This window comes from Burkholderia reimsis (assembly GCF_003294055.1).
GTDB lineage: Bacteria > Pseudomonadota > Gammaproteobacteria > Burkholderiales > Burkholderiaceae > Burkholderia > Burkholderia cepacia.
This window is the reverse complement of sequence record NZ_QMFZ01000040.1, coordinates 59,765-78,081: the sequence shown is the minus strand read 5'-3', so window position 1 is coordinate 78,081 and position 18,317 is coordinate 59,765. Positions and strand designations below refer to the sequence as shown.

The window sequence follows — 18,317 nt, the reverse complement described above, 5'->3', positions numbered from 1 at the left end:
CCTCTGCTCCCGCCGCCGCCTCCTCGTCATCCACCTCACCCGCCTCACCCGCCACCGCCCGGTCGCCTTCGCCCTGCCCGCCCGACTGGGAGCCGCAGATCTGCGAGCTCAAGGCGGCGGTGGAAGTGCTGAAGCGGCAACACCTGACCGACGTCGACATCGGCGCGCTGCTCGACGCCACGACCCACGCGGGAATCAGGACGCTGCCGTACGCGCGGTTCTTCGATGCGAAGGAGGAGCAGGAGCGAAGCGAAGACGAACGGCGGGCGCGCGACGGCACGCCCGGCATCGGCATCGTCTTCGAGACGCGGCCCGACGGGCTGCACATCGTCGACGTGATTCCCGACGCGCCCGCGGAACAGGCCGGCGTGCGCCCCGACGATCTCGTCGTCGCGATGAACGATACGAGCGTCGTCGGCATCGACGCCGCCGACCTGACCAAGCTCGCCAAGGGCGACGCGGGTGTGCCGCTGAAGCTCACGGTACAGCGCGGTCCGTCGCACGCGATGCTGAGCTTCGCGCCCGTGCGAACGATCCTCAAGCCGCACCCTGCGACCGCGAAACGGCTCGCCGGCGACATCCTGTACACGCGGCTGTCGAGCTTTCCGGAACCCGCGGTCGGCGCCTACATCGACGCGGTGCAGGCCGCACGCCGCGCGGGGCCGCCCGTGAAAGGCGTGATTCTCGACCTGCGCATCAACGGCGGCGGCGCGCTCAATGCGGCGATCGGCATCACCGCGCTGTACGCGGGCCGCGATCGCACCGCGATGGTGACGGTCGAGCGCGGCGACGCCAACCGTCGCCGCTACACGACCAACTGGCCCGATTACGCGTTGCCGGTCATGCACGGACAGGATCCGCTCGCGCCGTTGCAGGCCGACGACTGGTGGCGCACCGTGCCGCTCGTCGTGCTCGTCGACGGACAGAGCGCGTCGGCCGCCGAAGCGACCGCGGCGGCGCTGAAGGATCTCGGCCGCGCGAAGCTGCTCGGCATGCCGACCTACGGAAAGGGGCTCGCGCAGACGGGCGTCGACCTGATCGACGGTACGCGCCTGAATTTCACGTTCGCGCGCAACCTGCGGCCGAACGGCTGCCCGATGGACGGCTACGGCGTCGTGCCCGACTGGCTGGTGCCGCCGCGCCGCGACTCGGACGTCGACGGCGTGCTGCTGTGGTACCGCGAAGCCGATCTCCCGCGCGCGCCGTATGCGGACCGGCTGGCGCCCGACCCGTTCGCGAAGGTGCGCAAGGAACGGCAGAAGCTGCGCGAGCAGCGTGCGCTTGCAAAGATCGACTCGGCGAAGAGCGCGGCGCTGCCGCAGCGCGAGTTCGGCACGGCGTCCGACTGGCAGCTCGGGCAAGCCCTTGCCGCGCTCGCGGGGCGCCCCGTGCGAACGGTCGACGCCAGGCCGCAACTGATGCCCGCGCAACCTGTATGCGAGCGCGCCGGCGACTGACGCGCGCCGCCTGCCCCTGTTACCGGAAGCCGAACCGCCGGCGCAGCACGACCAGCGCCGCGAGGCTCAGCACGGCCGCGAACATCAGGTAGAAGCTCGGCGCCGTCTTCATCCCGGTCGCCTTGATCAGCCACGCGATGATGAACGGCCCGAAGCCGCCGAAGATCGTCACCGCGACGTTATAGGCGAGCGACATCCCGGTCGTGCGCGTCTGCACCGGGAACACTTCGGACAACAAACCCGGCAGCGCCGCGAAGTAACCCGTCATCAGGAATGCGAGCAGCACCTGCAGCGCGATCAGCGTGCCGAAGCCCGGATGGGCGACCAGGTACGCGAATGCCGGATAGATCAGCACGAGGATGCCGATCGCCGGCGCGATCATCACGCGCACGCGGCCGTAAGTGTCGGACCAGTGGCCGACGAGCGGTGCGAACACCATCTGGATCACGCCGACGACGAGGATCGCCGCGAACGCGGCCGACGGCGCGAGGCCGAGCTGCTTCACGCCGTAGGTCGGCATGAACAGCACGAGATAGGTCGCGACGGTGCCGAGCACGACCACGCCCATCGCGGCGACGAGACGCGCCTTGTGCGACGCGAACGTGTCGCGCAGCGGGTTCGCGGTGCCTTCCGCCGCGAGGAATTCGGGCGTCTCGTCGACCTTCGTGCGGATGTAGTAAGCGACGGGCCCGAGCAGCAGGCCGAAGAAGAACGGCACGCGCCAGCCCCACGACGCCATCTGCGCGGCCGAGAGCTGCGCGTTCAGCACGGTGCCGAAGCCGGCGGCGAGCAGCGTCGTGAGCCCCTGGCTCGCGACCTGCCAGCTCGCGAAGAAGCCGCGCCGGCCCGGCACGTGTTCGGCGAGGAACGCGGTCGCGCTGCCGAATTCGCCGCCGGCCGAGAAGCCCTGCATCAGCCGCGCGGCGACGAGGATCACCGGCGCCGCGACGCCGATCGCCCCGTAGGTCGGCAGCACCGCGATGATCAGCGTGCCGGCCATCATCAGCAGGATCGACAGCGTGAGCGCGGCCTTGCGGCCCGCACGGTCGGCGTATGCGCCGAGTACGATCGCGCCGAGCGGGCGCATGAAGAACGACACGCCGAACGTGCCGAGCGTGAGCAGCAGCGACACGGTGTCGTTGCCGGCCGGGAAGAACAGCTTCGAGATCGTCACCGCAAAAAAACCGTAGACGACGAGATCGAACCACTCGAGCGCATTGCCGATCGACGCGGCGACCACCGCGCGCCACACGCGCGGCGACGAGGCAATGGGACGGGACTGCGTGACGGCATGCATCGGCGATCTCCTTGTCGTTGTACGTTCTGTTCGAGGCGGCCGCGGCCACGCGCGCGCCGTCGGCGCCGCCCGGGCGCCGCAAGCGGCGCTCGGGCGATTATAGGCGCGCAAAAAAAACCGCCGCGCCCGTGGAACGGGAACGCGGCGGTTGGCGCGCACCGGGCCGGCGCGGCGGCCGGCCCGGCTGGCGGGATTACTGCTGCTTGACGGCTTCGGCCGTGATCAGCAGCTTGGTCTTCATCTTGAAGCCGTACTGCTTGCCGTAGTCGAGGCCGAAATCGTCGCGGCTGAATTCGCCGACCGCGTCGACGCCGCACACTTCACGCTTGAGCATCGGATGCGGCATGCACTTGAACGAGTCGATCTTCAGCGTCAGCGGCTTCGTGACGCCATGCAGCGTCAGGTTGCCGACCACCGACACCGGCTTGTCGCCGTCGAACTTGATCGTGCCCTTGTAGTTCGCCTGCGGGAACTTCGCGACGTCGAAGAATTCGTTCGTCTGCAGGTGCTCGTCGAGCTTCGCGCTGCCGGTGTGGATCGACGCGATGTCGGTCGTCACGTCGACCGTACCCGTCTTCGCCGCGCGATCGAGCGTCACGGTGCCGCTCGACTTGTCGAACTTGCCGCGCCAGACCGACAGGCCGCCGAAATGGTCGGCCTCGAAGCTCGGGTACGTGTGGGACGGATCGAACTGGTAGGTTGCGCTGTCGGCGAATGCCGAGAACGACAGCGTGGCAGCCAGTGCGCCCGCGGCGATCATCAGATGCTTTTTCAACTCTTTCTCCTTGGAACGGCGCCGCGCCCTCGCGCGGCATTCGGGTGATGCGATGGTTCGCCGCTTACTTCGTGGCGACGAGATGGAACTTGATCTGCACTTCGTCCGCGACGACCGACGTGTCCTTCCATTCGCCGGTGCCGACGTTGAAGGCCGAACGCTTGATCGGCAGCACGCCGTCGAACGTCTGCGTCGCGCCGTTCTGCGTGACCGTGACGGGCACCGTGACGGTTTCGGCCTTGCCCTTGATCGTCAGCTTGCCGGTCACGTTGTACTTGTTGCCGCCGGCCGGTGCGATCGCCGACGACACGAACGTCGCCTGCGGGAAAGCCTTCGCGTCGAACCAGTCCTTGCCGGCGACCTGGTCGTTGTACATCTTGTCGCCGAGGTCATAACTCGCGACGTCGATCGTCATCTGGGCGCTGCCCTGCGCGGCCTTCGCCGGATCGAACTTCACCTGCGCGGAAAACTTCTTGAACGCGCCTTCGGTCGGCACGTTCATCTGCTTCGACACGGCGGACACCTTGCTCTTCGCGAGATCGACATCGGCGTGCGCCGCGCCCGACGCGACAAGTGACACCGCGGCGAACGCGGTCAGCATGGAGCGGGAGAAAGACACTTTCATGGGATCCTTCATTTGGCGGAGGGAAGCATCCGCGACAGCAGGCCGTCGCGGTCCAACAACTGGTGCTTGAGCGCCGCGAGCACGTGCATCGCGACGAGCGCAAGCAGAATGTAATTCAACGACACGTGGAGCGTCTTGAAGATTTCCTTGAGCGCCGGATCGGGGTCGATCAGCCGCGGCAGCGGCACGATGCCCAGGTAGACGACCGGGATGTTCGAGGCCGAGCTGTACAGGTAGCCCGTCACGGGGATCACGATCATCAGCACGTACAGCAGCATGTGCACGCCGTGCGATACCGCGCGCTGCCACGCCGGCGTGTCGGCCGGCAGCGGCGGCGGCACGTGCGTCGCCCGCCACAGCACGCGGATGACCGCCAGCGCGAACACCGTCACGCCGATCCACTTGTGCCACGAGAAGTACTTCAGCTTGGTCGGCGTGAAGCCGGGGATGTCGGTCATCACCCAGCCGAGCGCGAAGCCGCAGATGATCAGCAGCGCGATCAGCCAGTGCAGCGCGATCGCGGTATGCGCATAACGTGCCGGCACGGCCGGCGGCGATTTCGATACCATCCTGGATTCCTCAGTTCAGCGAACAGCCGCGCCGGCCATTCGTCCGACGCTTGTCAAGGGCGCCATGCTACCGCAACCTTTTGACGCGCGCGGACTCTGAGGACAGGCATGTCAGCCGGCTGACGGCTTCCCGCCATGTTACCGGCCGGTCACAAACCGCACGATCCTTGACACGTCGAAAAGGCCCTTTTGGTAAGATTGGCGCGGGTTCCGGCCCCGTCGACGCGTGTCCCCGGCCGTCGCACAACTGCCTTTTCCATGCAACGATACGACCTGATTGCCTGTCACGAGTGCGACGCACTGTTGCACAAACCGCGCCTGAGCGGCCGCGAAATCGCGCGTTGCCCGCGCTGCGACGCGCTGCTTTATCGCAACAGCGCGGCGCAGATCGAGCGGATCTGCGCGCTCGCGCTCGCGGCACTGATCACGTTCACGATTGCCCAGGCGTTCCCGATCCTCGAAATGGACGTGAACGGCAACCGCGTGCAGACCACGCTGATCGGCGCGATCGACTCGCTGTGGCGCCAGGACATGGCGATCGTCGGCGTGATGGTGTTCTGCTCGACCGTGCTGTTCCCGCTCGTCGAGATGTCCGCGCTGCTGTACCTGCTGCTGCCGATCCGCCGCGGCGTCGTGCCGCCCGGTTTCAACCTCGTGCTGCGCGCGATCGAGCTGGTGCGGCCGTGGGGGATGATCGAGGTGTTCATGCTCGGGATCCTCGTCACGATCGTCAAGATGGTGAGCCTCGCGCGCGTCGTGCCGGAAGCCGCGCTGTTCGCGTTCGCCGCGCTCACGCTGATGATCGCCGTGGTGCTGATGTTCGATCCGCGCACGCTGTGGGACATCGCCGACGACCTGCGCGCCGGGCGCTCGCCCGGGCAGCCCGACGCCGCCCCGCTGCCGGAAGCCGCCCGCCGATGACGATCCCGACCGCCGCCCGCGAGGGCTACGTCAGCTGCCACACATGCGGGCTCGTGCAGACGCTCGACCATCCGCACGCGCATTGCGCGCGCTGCGGCAGCGCGCTCCATTTCCGCACGCCGAACAGCCTGATGCGCACGTGGGCGCTGCTGCTCGCGGCCGCGATCCTGTACATCCCGGCGAACCTGCTGCCGATCATGCGCACCGCGTCGATCGTCGGCTCGCAGGAAGACACGATCATGAGCGGCGTCATCTATTTCTGGGTGTCGGGCGACTGGCCGCTCGCCGTCGTCGTGTTCGTCGCGAGCATCCTCGTGCCGATGCTCAAGCTCGGCGTGCTGCTGATCCTCGTGATCAGCGCGCAGCGCCGCACCGCGTGGCGGCCGCAGCAGCGCACGCGGCTGTTCCGGATCGTCGAGCGCATCGGCCGCTGGTCGATGCTCGACATCTTCGTCGTGACGCTGACCGTCGCGCTCGTCCATTTCCGTTCGCTCGCCGTCATCACGGCCGGCCCCGGCGCGCTCGCGTTCGGTTCGGTCGTGATCCTGACGATGCTCGCGTCGATGCAGTTCGATCCCCGCCTGATCTGGGATCCAGTCGAAACCTCAGGGAATCACCATGAATAGTCCACAAGGCCCGCAGCACGACGCGCCCCGGCCGCCCGATCCGACGATCTCGACGAAAAGCGGCTGGCTGCCGTCGCTTGTCTGGCTCGTGCCGCTGATCGCCGCGCTGATCGGCATCGGCCTCGTGATCAAGTCCGTGCGCGAACGCGGCCCGGAAATCACGATCAGCTTCCACAGCGCCGAAGGGCTCGAGCCCGGCAAGACCCAGGTCAAGTACAAGGACGTCGAGATCGGCATGGTCAAGACGATCAAGCTGTCGAAAGACCTGTCGCGCGTGCTCGTCCAGGTGCAGCTCAAGAAGGAAGCCGAGGACTTCGCGGTCAAGGGCTCGCGCTTCTGGATCGTGCGGCCGCGCGTCGGCGCGACCGGCGTGTCGGGGCTCGGCACGCTGCTGTCGGGCGCGTACATCGGCGTCGACGCCGGCCGCGGCCAGGACACGCTGACCGATTTCACGGGCCTCGAGACGCCGCCGGCCGTCACCGGCGACCAGAAAGGCACGCAGTACGTGCTGCGCGGCGATTCGCTCGGCTCGGTCGACATCGGCTCGCCGGTCTACTACCGCCGCGTGCAGGTCGGCCAGGTGGTCGGCTTCTCGCTCGACAAGGACGGCACGGGCGTCACGTTCAACGTGTTCGTCAACGCGCCGTACGACCAGTACGTCGGCATCAACTCGCGCTGGTGGCAGGCGAGCGGCGTCGATCTGCGGCTCGATTCGAGCGGCCTGAAGCTGAACACGCAGTCGCTCGCGACGGTGATCCTCGGCGGCATCGCGTTCCAGACGCCGCCGAACCAGGGCTCCGGCACGACGGCGCCGAACAACACGACGTTCCGCCTCGCGTCCGACGAGGGCGACGCGATGCGCGACCCGGACGGCCAGCCGCTGCAGGTCGTGATGAACTTCAACCAGTCGCTGCGCGGGCTCGCCGTCGGCGCGACGGTCGACTTCCGCGGCATCGTGCTCGGCGAGGTGACGAACATCGGTATCGACTTCGATCCGAAGACGAAGAACTTCCTGATGCCGGTGACGATGAACATCTATCCGGAACGCCTCGGCCGGCGCTTCCGCGAAACGATCGAGAGCAAGGGCGAACCGGCCCGCCGCGAGATCGTCGAGCGGCTCGTCCAGCACGGGCTGCGCGGCCAGTTGCGCACCGGCAACCTGCTGACGAGCCAGCTGTACGTCGCGCTCGACTTCTTCCCGAAGGCACCGGCCGTGAAGATCGACACGGCACGCCAGCCGCTCGAGCTGCCGACCGTGCCGAACACGCTCGACGAGCTGCAGCTGCAGGTCGCCGACATCGCGAAGAAGCTCGACAAGGTGCCGTTCGACCAGATCGGCGCGAACCTGAACAGCGCGCTCGCGAATGCCGACAAGCTGTTCAAGCAGCTCGACACGCAGGTCGCGCCGGAAGCGCGCGACACGCTGTCGGCGGCGAAGCAGACCTTCTCGACCGCCGAAGCGACGCTGCAGCAGGATTCGCCGCTGCAGTCCGACGTGCGCGGCGCGCTGAAGGAACTCACGCGCACGCTGCAATCGCTGAACGCGCTCGCCGACTACCTCGAGCGTCACCCCGAATCGCTGCTCAAGGGCAAGCCAGGAGATCAACCATGACGACACGCGTGAACGGTTTCGCGAGCGGCGCAGCGGCGGTTGCCGCCGCCCTCGCGCTCGCCGCGTGCAGCTCGCCGCCCGCGCGGTTCTACACGCTCAGCCCGGCCGACGCGGCAGCGCCGCTGCGCACCGCACCGGCCAACCCGGCGTTCCTGATCGAGGTGCCGTCCGTCGGCGTGCCCGAGCAGGTCGCGAAAAACCAGCTGGTCGTGCAGAAGAACGCCGCGCAGGTCGACGTGCTCGAGCAGGAACGCTGGGCGTCACCGCCCGCCGACGAGATCCGCCGCGCGCTGTCGGACGATCTCGCCGCGCAGCTCGGCACGATCGACGTCGCGAATTCCGCGACGCCGCCCGGCGTGCCCGTGTATCGCATCAGCGTGAACGTGCAGCGCTTCGAGTCGTGGCCGGGCAAACGCGCGGCGGTCGATGCCGTGTGGAGCGTGCGCTCGCTCGCCACGCAGGCCGTGATGACCTGCCGCACGAGCGTCGCCGAACCGGTCGCCGACGGCTACGACGCACTCGTCGCCGGCCACCGGCGCGCGCTCGACGTGATCGCCACGCAAGCCGCGGCCGGCGTGCGTGCCATGGCCGCGCGCCGTGGCGCTTCGGCTGCCACGGCACCCGCGGCCGGCGGCAAGACGGCCGCCGCGCCGGTCGTGCCGTGCCCGGCCAATCCGGCGCCGGGCGGCGACGCCGGCGCGACGGGCAAGTCCGGCGCATAAGCGGGCGGCGGGCGGGCGGCGCGCGGGCGAACGCTCGACGGCGTACACGCCTGCGCGGCTTCGTCCAGCGCGGCGCGTCCGATAGCGACCGCCGGCCGCCACCGGCGATGCGCTGCCGCGGCCGGCCCCGGCCCCGCATCGCGCTCCCCGGCCGGACGGCCATGACATTGTTTGTCAAAGTCGGCCGGAACCGGCTTCGTGCAACGCGGTCGGCTTGCGTTTTCCGGCCCGATTGACGATCCTACGCACTTTCAGGCCCGCGCCGCTCGTCGTGCGCACCAGCCAGCGGCGCCGGGCCGCGTTCGGCCCGACCGCCGTGCCGCCCGGCGCCCGCACCGTGCACCGAGCAGGGCAGCCGCATCGCGGGCCGCATCGCATCGTCCGGCAACCTGCCCAGTCTCACCCGTTCTCCCCGGCGCCGCGCCGTTTCCCGGCCGGCATCCCGAACCCGCCCGCCGAGGGCTTTCGTTATTCCGTTTATGTTTCGTTCCCTGACGACCCTGATCAAGAAGTGGCGCGCGTCGCGCAATGCCGGTCACCAGCTCGATGCGCTGCTCGCGCACGCCGACGCCGACGCGTCGTACGCCGAGCGCAGCGAATGGCTGATCGAGCTCGCGCACTGGCTGCGCCGCACCGGCACGATGCAGGACGCGCCGGCCGATCGCGACGCCGATGCGCGCGCGTATCCGGCCCACGCGCGGTTGCGCTACCTGTTCCACGTGCTCGATCGCAACCCCGCATGGAAGGCACACGCCGCGCGCATCCTGCGCGGCATCCTGCGCGAGTGCGACGGCATCTCGCTCCTGTGCGACGCCGGCATGCCCGTGCACTCGGGCTTCTTCGGCGCGCTGTTCGAGCGGATCGACTCGTCGCTGATCCCGCCGGCGCCGAACCGCCGCGAACTGTCGGCACTCTTCACGCTGATGTTCCCGACGCCGGAAGACGCGCAATGGATCGACGCGCTGCCCGACGATCTCCTCACGCGCCTCGCCGACCTGTTCTCGTTCGACGTCACCGACGAAGAGCGCCACGAGCCGGGCTCGTTCTCGCGCGACCTGCTGGCCGCACTGCACAACCTGACCTGCCAGATCAGCTCGACCGGCCTGTCGCAGACGGTGCGCAGCCGGCTCTCCGACGACGACGCGCGCAAGCCGCTCGAAACGCAGCCGTTCTACCGCCTCACGCGCGCGATGCTCGCGGTCGAGACCGCGCACGCGGCCGTCGAGGACGGCGGCGACCCGAGCAAGCTGCTGCACGAGGTCAACTACCTGCGCGTGCTGCTCGACGAATGCCGGATCGCCGTCGACGAGGTGTTCTCGCACCTGTACCGCAACGGCGTGTCGGTCGACATCGTGTTCCAGGTCGAGCGGATGCGCATGCGCATCCTGCGCGCCGAGATGCTGCTCAACGCGTGGATGGCGCGCGACGACCTGCACGGGATGGCGCACCTGACGGCCGAGCTCGTCGACGCGAACCACAACAGCCAGAGCGTGTCGCACCTCGTGCGCAGCAACTTCTCGCTGTTCGCGCGCAAGCTCGTCGAAACCAACGCGGACACCGGCGAGCACTACATCTCGCGCGGCCGCGCCGAGTACCTGAAGATGCTGCGGATGGCCGCGGGCGGCGGCCTCGTCACCGTCGTGACGGTGTGCGTGAAGTTCGCGATCACGGGCGCGCACCTGCAGTCGATGCTCGAAGGGCTGCTCGCGGGCATCAACTACGCGGCCAGCTTCATGCTGATGCACTTCCTGCACTTCACGCTCGCGACCAAGCAGCCTGCGATGACCGCGCCGACGCTCGCGCGCGAGCTGGACGACACGGGCCACGACGAAGGCGTGAAGGCGTTCGTGGCATCGGTGATCGCGCTGATCCGCACGCAGGCCGCCGCGATTTCGGGCAACGTGCTCGTCGTGCTGCCCGTGTGCCTGCTGGTGCAGCTGTTCGCCGGCAACCTGCTGCATGCGAACCTGATCTCGCCGGAGAAGGCGCACGCGACGCTGCACTCGTTCTCGCTGCTCGGCCCGACGCCGCTCTACGCGGCGCTGACCGGCGTGCTGCTGTGGGCGTCGAGCCTGCTCGCGGGCTGGGCCGACAACTGGTTCGTGCTGCACCGGGTCGGCGACGCGCTCACGTACAACCGCCGGCTGCGCCTCACGCTCGGCGCGGCCGGCGCCGCGAAGCTCGCGCATTTCTGCCGGTCGAACGTGGCCGGCGTGGTCGCGAACGTCGGCCTCGGCCTGATGCTCGGCCTCATCCCGGCGATCGTCACCGTGTTCATGTTCCCGTTCGAGGTGCGGCACGTGACGCTGTCGGCCGGCTCGATCGGGATCGCGCTCGGCGTGCTGGGCAAGGACGCGCTGGGCACCCCCGAGCTGTGGTGGGCCGGCGCCGGCGTGCTCAGCATGGCGATCCTCAACGTGCTCGTGAGCTTCGCGCTCGCGTTCACGATGGCCGTGCGCTCGCGCAGCCTGCGCCCGACCAAGGTGCGCGCGCTCGTCGCCGCGATCGTCCGCACGGTGCTGTCGAATCCGCTCGCGCTGTTCTGGCCGGGCAGCAGCCCGGCGGCCCGCGCCGGCCAGCCGGGCTCGCACTGAGCCCGCGGGCCTGGCGGTGCCCGCCCGGGCGCCGCCGGGCCGCCCCCGGCACGCATGCGCGGCGCCCGGGCCCGCGCCGCGGCACCGAAACGCGACGCAACGCCGGCCCCGGCCGCCCGCGCCGCGTACAATAGTGGACTTTTGCACGTCCTCACCCGCCTTATGTCCTCGCCCACCCTGTACGAATTCTTCGCCCCCTGCCCGCGCGGCCTCGAAGCGGCGCTTGCCGCCGAGCTGGCCGAAATCGCCGGCCGCCACCTGAACGGCGCGCCGTTCACCGCGGGCGCGCAGGTGCCGGGCGGCGTCCACTTCAGCGGCGGCTGGGCCGCCGGCATGGCCGCGAACCTCCATTCGCGGATCGCGAGCCGGGTCCTGCTGAAGATCGCGCACCGCGCCTACCGCAACGAGCAGGACGTCTACGCGCTCGCGCTCGAGCAGCCGTGGGAGCGCTGGTTCGCGGCGACGCAGACGCTGCGCGTCGACATCACCGCGATCAAGTCGCCGCTGAAGAGCCTCGAATTCGCGACGTTGCGCGTGAAGGACGCGATCTGCGACCGGATGCGCGAGAAGACCGGCGCGCGCCCGAGCATCGATACCGGTGCGCCCGACGTGCGCGTGTTCGCGTTCCTGACGGCCAACGAGTGCACGCTGTACCTCGACACGTCCGGCGAGCCGCTGTTCAAGCGCGGCTGGCGTCTCGACAAGGGCGCGGCGCCGCTGCGCGAGAACCTCGCGGCCGGCATCCTGCGCCTGACGGGCTGGACGCCCGGCACGGCGCTGTACGACCCGATGTGCGGCAGCGGCACGTTCCTCGCGGAAGCCGCGCAGATCGCGCTCGGCGTGGCGCCCGGCGTCGAGCGCCGGTTCGGCTTCGAGAAACTCAAGCAATACGACATCACCGCATGGCAGGGGCTGAAGGTCCCGGCGCTGGACGCGAAGCGCGCGGCGCGCGGCAAACGCGGCGAAGCGCTCGGCGTGTACGGCAGCGACATCTCCGGCGACATGCTCGAGAAGGCACGCGCGAACCTCGAGCGCGCGGGCGTGCCGTCGGTGTGGCTCAAGCAGGTCGACGCGCGCGGGATGACGCCGCCGTGCGACGGCCCGGGCATCATCCTCGCGAACCCGCCGTACGGCGAGCGGATCGAGGTGCGCGGCCGCAGCGCGCGCGGCGAGGTGCGCGAGACGGGCCGCAACCGCGGCAACGACGACGCGTTCCGCCGCACGCACACCGACGCGCCGGACAGCGAGTTCTTCAACGCGCTCGGCGATGCGCTGAAGCAGCGCTTCACGGGCTGGCAGGCGTTCCTGCTGACGTCCGACCGTTCGCTGCCGGGCCAGCTGCGGTTGCGCGAATCGGCCAAGACGCCGCTGTTCAACGGCGCGCTCGAATGCCGGCTGTTCCGCTTCGACCTGATCGCCGGCAGCGTGAAGGCGCGCCCGGCCACGCCGGAAGGCGACGCGTAATCCGCATCATGGTCGCGACGGGGCCGCCGATACGGCCCCTGCGCGGCAACCGGAACGCCGCCGTTACCGCATCCGCGGCAACGGCGGCGTTTCGTTTCAATGCTTCGACTTCTCCCGGCGCCCCGTCGTGAACGGCAGCGCCTGCCCCGTCTCGAGCAGCGTCTTGCGGCTCGACAGCACGAGCGGCTACCCGCCGCGAATCCCGCGATCCATCTCCGAGCCCGGCACCAGCCCGTCGTGCGTGACGGCCGGCTTCACGGCGCCCTCGCGCGGCTCGACGACGCTGGTCACGCGCAATTCCCCACTCTCCCTCGACAGCGTGCGCCACGTGACGATCAGGCGGCGCTGGCGGATCGTTCCCGACCTCTACTGACAATACGGTGTCAGCAGGCTGCGATCACACTGCAATCCCGGCGCAATGCAACGCTGGTTTCCGCACCGAACCCGAACAACAACGCAACAAGGAGCGCGTCATGACGTCCGCAACTGCCACCGCCACTGCCATCCCCGAGCGCGCGATCGCGTGGTTCGACATTCCGTCCCTCGATTTCGACCGGGCGATCCGCTTCTACGAAACCGTGCTGCAAACGACGCTGCAGCGCGAAGTCATCGGCGGCGTGCCGATGGCCACGTTCGACCGCGACGCATCGAGCACGGGCGGCAGCATCGTGTTCGATCCGCAGCAGATCAAGCCGAGCGCGAACGGCGTGCTCGTCTACCTGAACGCCGGTGAATCGGTCGTCGCGGCGCTCGAACGCGCGAAGCGCGCGGGCGGCGTCGTGCAGGGCTCCGTCGTCGAGCTGCCGAACAACTACGGCTACGTCGGCTACCTGATCGACACCGAAGGCAACCGCGTCGGCCTGCACGCGCCGAAATGCCACTGAGCGCAGCGGCCATCGGGCGCGCGCGGCGCTATCATCGCGAAGTCCCCATTGCCGTTGGAGCCGAGGTGCCGTCATGACGCGCCGTGCCGACCGCCTGTTCCAGATCGCCGAGCTGCTGCGCGGGCGTCGTCTCACGACCGCGCAGCAGCTGGCCGACTGGCTGTCGGTGTCGCCGCGCACGGTCTATCGCGACGTGCGCGACCTGCAACTGTCAGGGGTGCCGATCGAAGGTGAAGCCGGCATCGGCTACCGGCTGAACCGCAACGCGAGCCTGCCGCCGCTCACGTTCACGGCCGAGGAGCTCGCGGCGCTCGCCACCGGCGCACGCATGCTCGAAACCTGGGGCGGTGCGCGCTTCGCGAGCGGCGCACGCTCGGCGCTCGCGAAGATCGCGTCGGCGATGCCGGCCGACAAGCGCACGGCGCTCGACCGCCTGCCCGTGTTCGCGCCGTCGTTCCACATCGACGAGACGTTTTGCGCGAAGGTCGATGCGATCCACCAGGCCATCGATACGCGCCACGTCGTCAGCTTCGACTATCGCGACCGGCTCGGCGCGCATTCGCAACGCCGCGTGTGGCCGCTCGGGCTCGTCTACTGGGGCGGGCGCTGGACGATCGGCGCGTGGTGCGAGCTGCGCGGCGATTTCCGCACCTTCGACATCGCGCGGATGGGCGACATCGTCGTGCACGAGCAGTTTCCGGACATGGAAGGACGGCGGATCGCCGATTACATGCGAATCGCGGAAGCGCCGATGCGCTGACGCGCCGATACGGCACGGCGGCGGGCGCACCGCCGCCGTTCACGTTCCGGGCCGCCGTGCGGCGCCCGGCCCGCCTTTCCCTACGCGCCGAACACCACCGTGCGCTTCGGCCGCTCGTCGACGTGCAGCGAGAACACATCGGGCCGCGCGTAATGCCCGACCACGTCGAAGTCGTAGCGCGCCCGCACGAGTTCGTCGGTATCGATACGCGCGGTCACGAGCCCGGCCGTGCCGATCAGCGGCTCCGTCAGCAGGTCGCCGAGCGGCCCGACGATCACGCTGCCGCCGCGGATCAGCGGCCGCTCCGGATCCCAGCCCGGCACGTCGATGCCGAGCGCGCGCGGCGACGGCTGCACCTGGCACGCGCTGACGACGAAGCAGCGCCCCTCGTGCGCGATATGCCGCATCGAGCTCTGCCACACGTCGCGCTCGTCGACGGTCGGCGCGCACCAGATCTGCACGCCTTTCGCGTACATCGCGCAGCGCAGCAGCGGCATGTGGTTCTCCCAGCAGACCGCGGCGCCCGCGCGGCCCGCGGCCGTGTCGACGACGGGCAGCGTCGAGCCGTCGCCCTGCCCCCAGATCAGCCGCTCGGTGCCGGTCGGCATCAGCTTGCGGTGCTTCGCGACGAGCCCGTCACGCGGATCGAAGAACAGCGCCGTGCAGTACAGCGTGCTGCCGCCGCGCTCGATCACGCCGACCACGAGGCTCGCACCCGTGCGCTGCGACAGCGCGGCCAGCTCGTCGGTTTCCGGCCCCGGCACGTCGATCGCCTGCGCGGCGTAGCGCGCATACGCGTCGCGGCCCTCGGGCAGCCGGTAGCCGAGCCGCGTGCCGAAGATCTCGCCTTTCGGATAGCCGCCGAGCACGGCCTCGGGCAGCACGACGAGCGACGCGCCGCTGTCGCGGATCGCGGTTTCGTAGCCGAGGATCGTGTCGAGCGTGGCACGCGTGCCGGCGGGCGATGCGCCGATCTGCAGCGCGGCGATGACTGACGTGGACATGAAGGCGTCTCCGGTGAATGGGGTAACGCCATCTTTATCGATATGATGTCATCGATCAAATCGATAGAACGATAAATGTCATGAATACGGATGATATCGCCGGCCTCGACCTGAACCTGCTGAAAGTGTTCGAGGCGCTGTACGAGGAAGGCGGCGCGAGCCGGGCGGCGCTGCGGCTCGGCCTCACGCAGTCGGCGGTGAGCGCGGCGCTCGCGCGGCTGCGCGTGATCTATGCCGATCCGCTGTTCGTGCGCACCGGCCGCGGGCTCGCGCCGACGCCGCGCGCGGACGAACTGAAACCGATCCTGTCCGACGCGCTCGACCGTTGCCGCGAAAGCCTCGCGATCGCGGCCGACGGCGGCGACCGCATCGGCCGCACGATCTCGATCGGGCTGTCGGACGACTTCGAGATCGCGCTCGGCCGTGCACTGATCGACGCCGTTGCACGGGAAGCCGCCGGCATCCGGCTGATCTTCCGGCAGACGCACAGCGGCATCGCCGGCGACGCGCTGCTGCGCCACGGCGTCGACCTCGCGATCGCATCGGGCGGCTTCTCGGCGAACGGGCTCAGCCGGCGCGCGGTCGCGACGGGCGGCTACGCGTGCCTGATCGACCCGGCCGCCCGCCCCCGGCCGCCGCGCACGCTCACGCTCGCCGATTTCCTGCAGCGCGACCACCTGCTCGTGTCGTCGGGCGGCGTGATCGGGATCGTCGACGAGGCGCTGGCGACGCTCGGCCACAAGCGGCGCGTCGCGGCGTCGACCACGCATTTCGCCGCGTTGCCGTACCTGCTCGCCGGCTCCGACGCGGTGGCGACGATTCCCTCGCACGCGGCGCGCGCGATCGCGCGATCCACGCCGCTGCGCGCGCTCGCCTGCCCGGTCGACTTGCCGCACTACCCGGTCGAAATCGGCTGGCGCACGAGCACGCAGCGCGACCCGGCGATCGTGCGCGTACGCGACACGATCGCCGCGTGCATCGCGAACCTCGTCGCACCATGAAACGGCCCGGCCGGCTTGCGCCGGTCGGGCCTGTCCTTTGAGGCTGCCCGTGAATCGAGGCAGGCGGCCTGCGTTGCCGGCGCATGCGTCAGTCGACCGCCTTCACCATGTCCTCGATGACCTTCTTCGCGTCGCCGAACACCATCATCGTCTTGTCCATGTAGCTTTGCGCACGATCGCGCGAGATCGACGCGTCAGCCTGGCCGGCGTGACCGCGCCTCGGCGCGACGAACGATTACGAGGGTCGGATTCGTCTGACCGAACGCCGGGCAGCGTTCGAGCGCAACCGGTAAAATGCCGAACCATGAAACCCGAAATCTGGACCCCGCATGTGACGGTCGCGGCGCTCGTCGAGCATGCCGGCCGCTTTCTCGTGATCGAGGAAGAAACCTCGTCGGGCCTGCGCATCAACCAGCCGGCAGGCCATCTCGAAGCCGGCGAAACGCTGGCCGACGCCGTGATCCGAGAGACGCTCGAGGAAACCGCGCACCCGTTCACACCCGACGCGCTCGTCGGCGTCTATCTGGCGCACTACGACCGTCCCGGCACCGCCGGCGCGACCTACCTGCGCTTCACGTTCTGCGGCACGGCCGGCGAGCCGGTCGCGGGCCACGCGCTCGACGACGGCATCGTCCGCACGCTGTGGATGACCGCCGACGAACTGCGCGCGTGCAGCGAGCGCCATCGCTCGCCCGCGGTGATGCGCTGCGTCGACGATTACCTCGCCGGGCGGCGCATTCCGCTCGATTTCGTGCATACGCATTCGGTCGCGCCGCGCCCCGAAGCATTCGAACGTCAGGCGGTCAACAAATGAGCAAGCGCCGTGTAGTGGTGGGCATGTCGGGCGGCGTCGATTCGTCGGTGACCGCGTGGCTGCTGAAGGAACAGGGTTACGACGTGGTCGGCCTGTTCATGAAGAACTGGGAAGACGACGACGACGGCGAATACTGCTCGACGCGCCAGGACTGGATCGACGTCGTGTCGGTGGCCGACCTGATCGGCATCGACGTGGAAGCCGTCAACTTCGCGGCGGAATACAAGGATCGCGTGTTCGCCGAGTTCCTGCGCGAATACTCGGCCGGCCGCACGCCGAACCCCGACGTGCTGTGCAACGCCGAAATCAAGTTCAAGGCGTTCCTCGATCACGCGATGTCGCTCGACGCGGAAATGATCGCGACGGGCCACTATGCGCGCGTGCGCGAGCGCGACGGGCGTTTCGAGCTGCTGAAGGCCTTCGACCATACGAAAGACCAGTCGTACTTCCTGCACCGGCTGAACCAGGCGCAACTGTCGAAGACGATGTTCCCGCTCGGCGAGATCCCGAAGACGAAGGTGCGCGAGATCGCCGCGCAGATCGGGCTGCCGAACGCGAAGAAGAAGGATTCGACCGGCATCTGCTTCATCGGCGAACGGCCGTTCCGCGATTTCCTGAACCGCTATCTGCCGACCAAACCCGGCCCGATGAAGACGCCGGACGGCAAGGTCGTCGGCGAGCACATCGGCCTCGCGTTCTACACGTTCGGCCAGCGCAAGGGCATCGGCCTGGGCGGCAGCAAGAGCGGCAGCGGCGAACCGTGGTTCGTCGCCGCGAAGGACATCGCGTCGAACACGCTGTACGTCGTGCAGGGCCACGATCATCCGTGGCTGCTGTCGCGCGAGCTCGTCGCCGGCAACGTGAGCTGGGTCGCCGGCGAGCCGCCGGCCGAGGGCTTCGCGTGCGGCGCGAAGACGCGCTACCGGCAGGCCGACGCGGCATGCGCCTTCGGCGCCGCCGTGCCCGGCCCGGCAGGCGAAGCACGCTTCTCGCTCGCGTTCGACGACGCGCAGTGGGCCGTCACGCCCGGCCAGTCGGCCGTGCTGTACGACGGCGAGATCTGTCTCGGCGGCGGCATCATCGAAAGCGCGGCAACCAGCGACCGGCAGGCGCTCGACGCGCCGGCGCTCGCGGCCGCGCGCTGACGCGCCGCCGGCGCCGCGCGGGCGGTGCCGGCCGAAAGCTGCCGCGC

General features: G+C 69.4%; 17 protein-coding genes. 12 read left to right on the top strand and 5 right to left on the bottom strand.

The window, feature by feature from the left end; genetic code table 11:
• On the top strand, window positions 1-1,457 hold a 1,457-nt coding region (locus tag DPV79_RS33605), incomplete at its 5' end, for a S41 family peptidase (protein WP_244321845.1).
• Between the two features lie 19 nt (window positions 1,458-1,476).
• Here the strand turns inward: DPV79_RS33605 and DPV79_RS33600 are convergent.
• From DPV79_RS33600 to DPV79_RS33580, 4 genes are all read right to left on the bottom strand, one after another.
• Window positions 1,477-2,754 carry an MFS transporter gene (locus tag DPV79_RS33600; RefSeq protein WP_059685217.1) on the bottom strand — a complete coding sequence of 426 codons (1,278 nt, stop codon included), beginning with the start codon at window positions 2,752-2,754 and terminating at the stop codon, window positions 1,477-1,479.
• A 193-nt stretch (window positions 2,755-2,947) separates the two neighbouring features.
• Window positions 2,948-3,529: a YceI family protein gene (locus DPV79_RS33590; RefSeq protein WP_027788340.1), complete on the bottom strand. Its 582-nt coding sequence runs from the start codon at window positions 3,527-3,529 to the stop codon at window positions 2,948-2,950.
• A 64-nt stretch (window positions 3,530-3,593) separates the two neighbouring features.
• On the bottom strand, window positions 3,594-4,154 hold the full coding sequence (locus tag DPV79_RS33585; protein WP_042972699.1) for a YceI family protein: 561 nt from the start codon (window positions 4,152-4,154) through the stop codon (window positions 3,594-3,596).
• An 8-nt stretch (window positions 4,155-4,162) separates the two neighbouring features.
• Complete coding sequence (locus DPV79_RS33580) at window positions 4,163-4,723, bottom strand: cytochrome b (RefSeq protein WP_113047457.1); 561 nt, start codon at window positions 4,721-4,723, stop codon at window positions 4,163-4,165.
• 258 nt (window positions 4,724-4,981) lie between these two features.
• On the opposite strand from DPV79_RS33580, the gene DPV79_RS33575 reads away from it, so the two are divergent.
• The 8 genes from DPV79_RS33575 (at window position 4,982) to DPV79_RS33530 (ending at window position 14,306) form a co-directional block, all read left to right on the top strand.
• Entirely contained in the window at window positions 4,982-5,644 is a 663-nt protein-coding gene (locus DPV79_RS33575) for a paraquat-inducible protein A (protein WP_059685221.1), read from the top strand.
• Entirely contained in the window at window positions 5,641-6,270 is a 630-nt protein-coding gene (locus tag DPV79_RS33570) for a paraquat-inducible protein A (RefSeq protein ID WP_021156371.1), read from the top strand. Before DPV79_RS33575 ends, DPV79_RS33570 begins: the two co-directional genes overlap by 4 nt.
• Window positions 6,263-7,882 carry a PqiB family protein gene (locus tag DPV79_RS33565; RefSeq protein ID WP_027788344.1) on the top strand — a complete coding sequence of 540 codons (1,620 nt, stop codon included), beginning with the start codon at window positions 6,263-6,265 and terminating at the stop codon, window positions 7,880-7,882. The genes DPV79_RS33570 and DPV79_RS33565 overlap by 8 nt, the downstream gene beginning before the upstream one ends.
• Window positions 7,879-8,604, top strand: a complete 726-nt coding sequence (locus DPV79_RS33560) for a PqiC family protein (RefSeq protein ID WP_060331180.1) — start codon at window positions 7,879-7,881, stop codon at window positions 8,602-8,604. The genes DPV79_RS33565 and DPV79_RS33560 overlap by 4 nt, the downstream gene beginning before the upstream one ends.
• Window positions 8,605-9,083: 479 nt before the next feature.
• Entirely contained in the window at window positions 9,084-11,198 is a 2,115-nt protein-coding gene (locus DPV79_RS33550) for a site-specific recombinase (protein WP_048024165.1), read from the top strand.
• Window positions 11,199-11,360: 162 nt separating this feature from the next.
• Window positions 11,361-12,662, top strand: coding sequence for a THUMP domain-containing class I SAM-dependent RNA methyltransferase (locus DPV79_RS33545; RefSeq protein WP_021164196.1), 1,302 nt, complete (start codon window positions 11,361-11,363; stop codon window positions 12,660-12,662).
• Between the two features lie 473 nt (window positions 12,663-13,135).
• On the top strand, window positions 13,136-13,546 hold the full coding sequence (locus DPV79_RS33535; RefSeq protein WP_059857684.1) for a VOC family protein: 411 nt from the start codon (window positions 13,136-13,138) through the stop codon (window positions 13,544-13,546).
• Between the two features lie 73 nt (window positions 13,547-13,619).
• The gene (locus DPV79_RS33530; RefSeq protein ID WP_021164199.1) at window positions 13,620-14,306 is read left to right on the top strand and encodes a helix-turn-helix transcriptional regulator; all 687 of its coding nucleotides are present in this window, start codon (window positions 13,620-13,622) and stop codon (window positions 14,304-14,306) included.
• An 80-nt stretch (window positions 14,307-14,386) separates the two neighbouring features.
• On the opposite strand, the gene DPV79_RS33525 is transcribed toward DPV79_RS33530, so the two are convergent.
• A complete protein-coding gene (locus tag DPV79_RS33525; protein WP_021164200.1) occupies window positions 14,387-15,310 on the bottom strand; it encodes a carbon-nitrogen hydrolase family protein in 924 nt (307 codons plus the stop codon).
• Window positions 15,311-15,390: 80 nt separating this feature from the next.
• Here DPV79_RS33525 and DPV79_RS33520 point away from each other — a divergent pair, with 80 nt between their 5' ends.
• From DPV79_RS33520 to mnmA, 3 genes are all read left to right on the top strand, one after another.
• Entirely contained in the window at window positions 15,391-16,311 is a 921-nt protein-coding gene (locus tag DPV79_RS33520) for a LysR family transcriptional regulator (protein WP_113047456.1), read from the top strand.
• A 304-nt stretch (window positions 16,312-16,615) separates the two neighbouring features.
• Complete coding sequence (locus DPV79_RS33515) at window positions 16,616-17,125, top strand: NUDIX hydrolase (protein ID WP_021164203.1); 510 nt, start codon at window positions 16,616-16,618, stop codon at window positions 17,123-17,125.
• On the top strand, window positions 17,122-18,270 hold the full coding sequence (mnmA, locus tag DPV79_RS33510) for a tRNA 2-thiouridine(34) synthase MnmA (RefSeq protein ID WP_059487115.1): 1,149 nt from the start codon (window positions 17,122-17,124) through the stop codon (window positions 18,268-18,270). Before DPV79_RS33515 ends, mnmA begins: the two co-directional genes overlap by 4 nt.
• The last annotated feature ends 47 nt before the right edge of the window (window positions 18,271-18,317 follow it).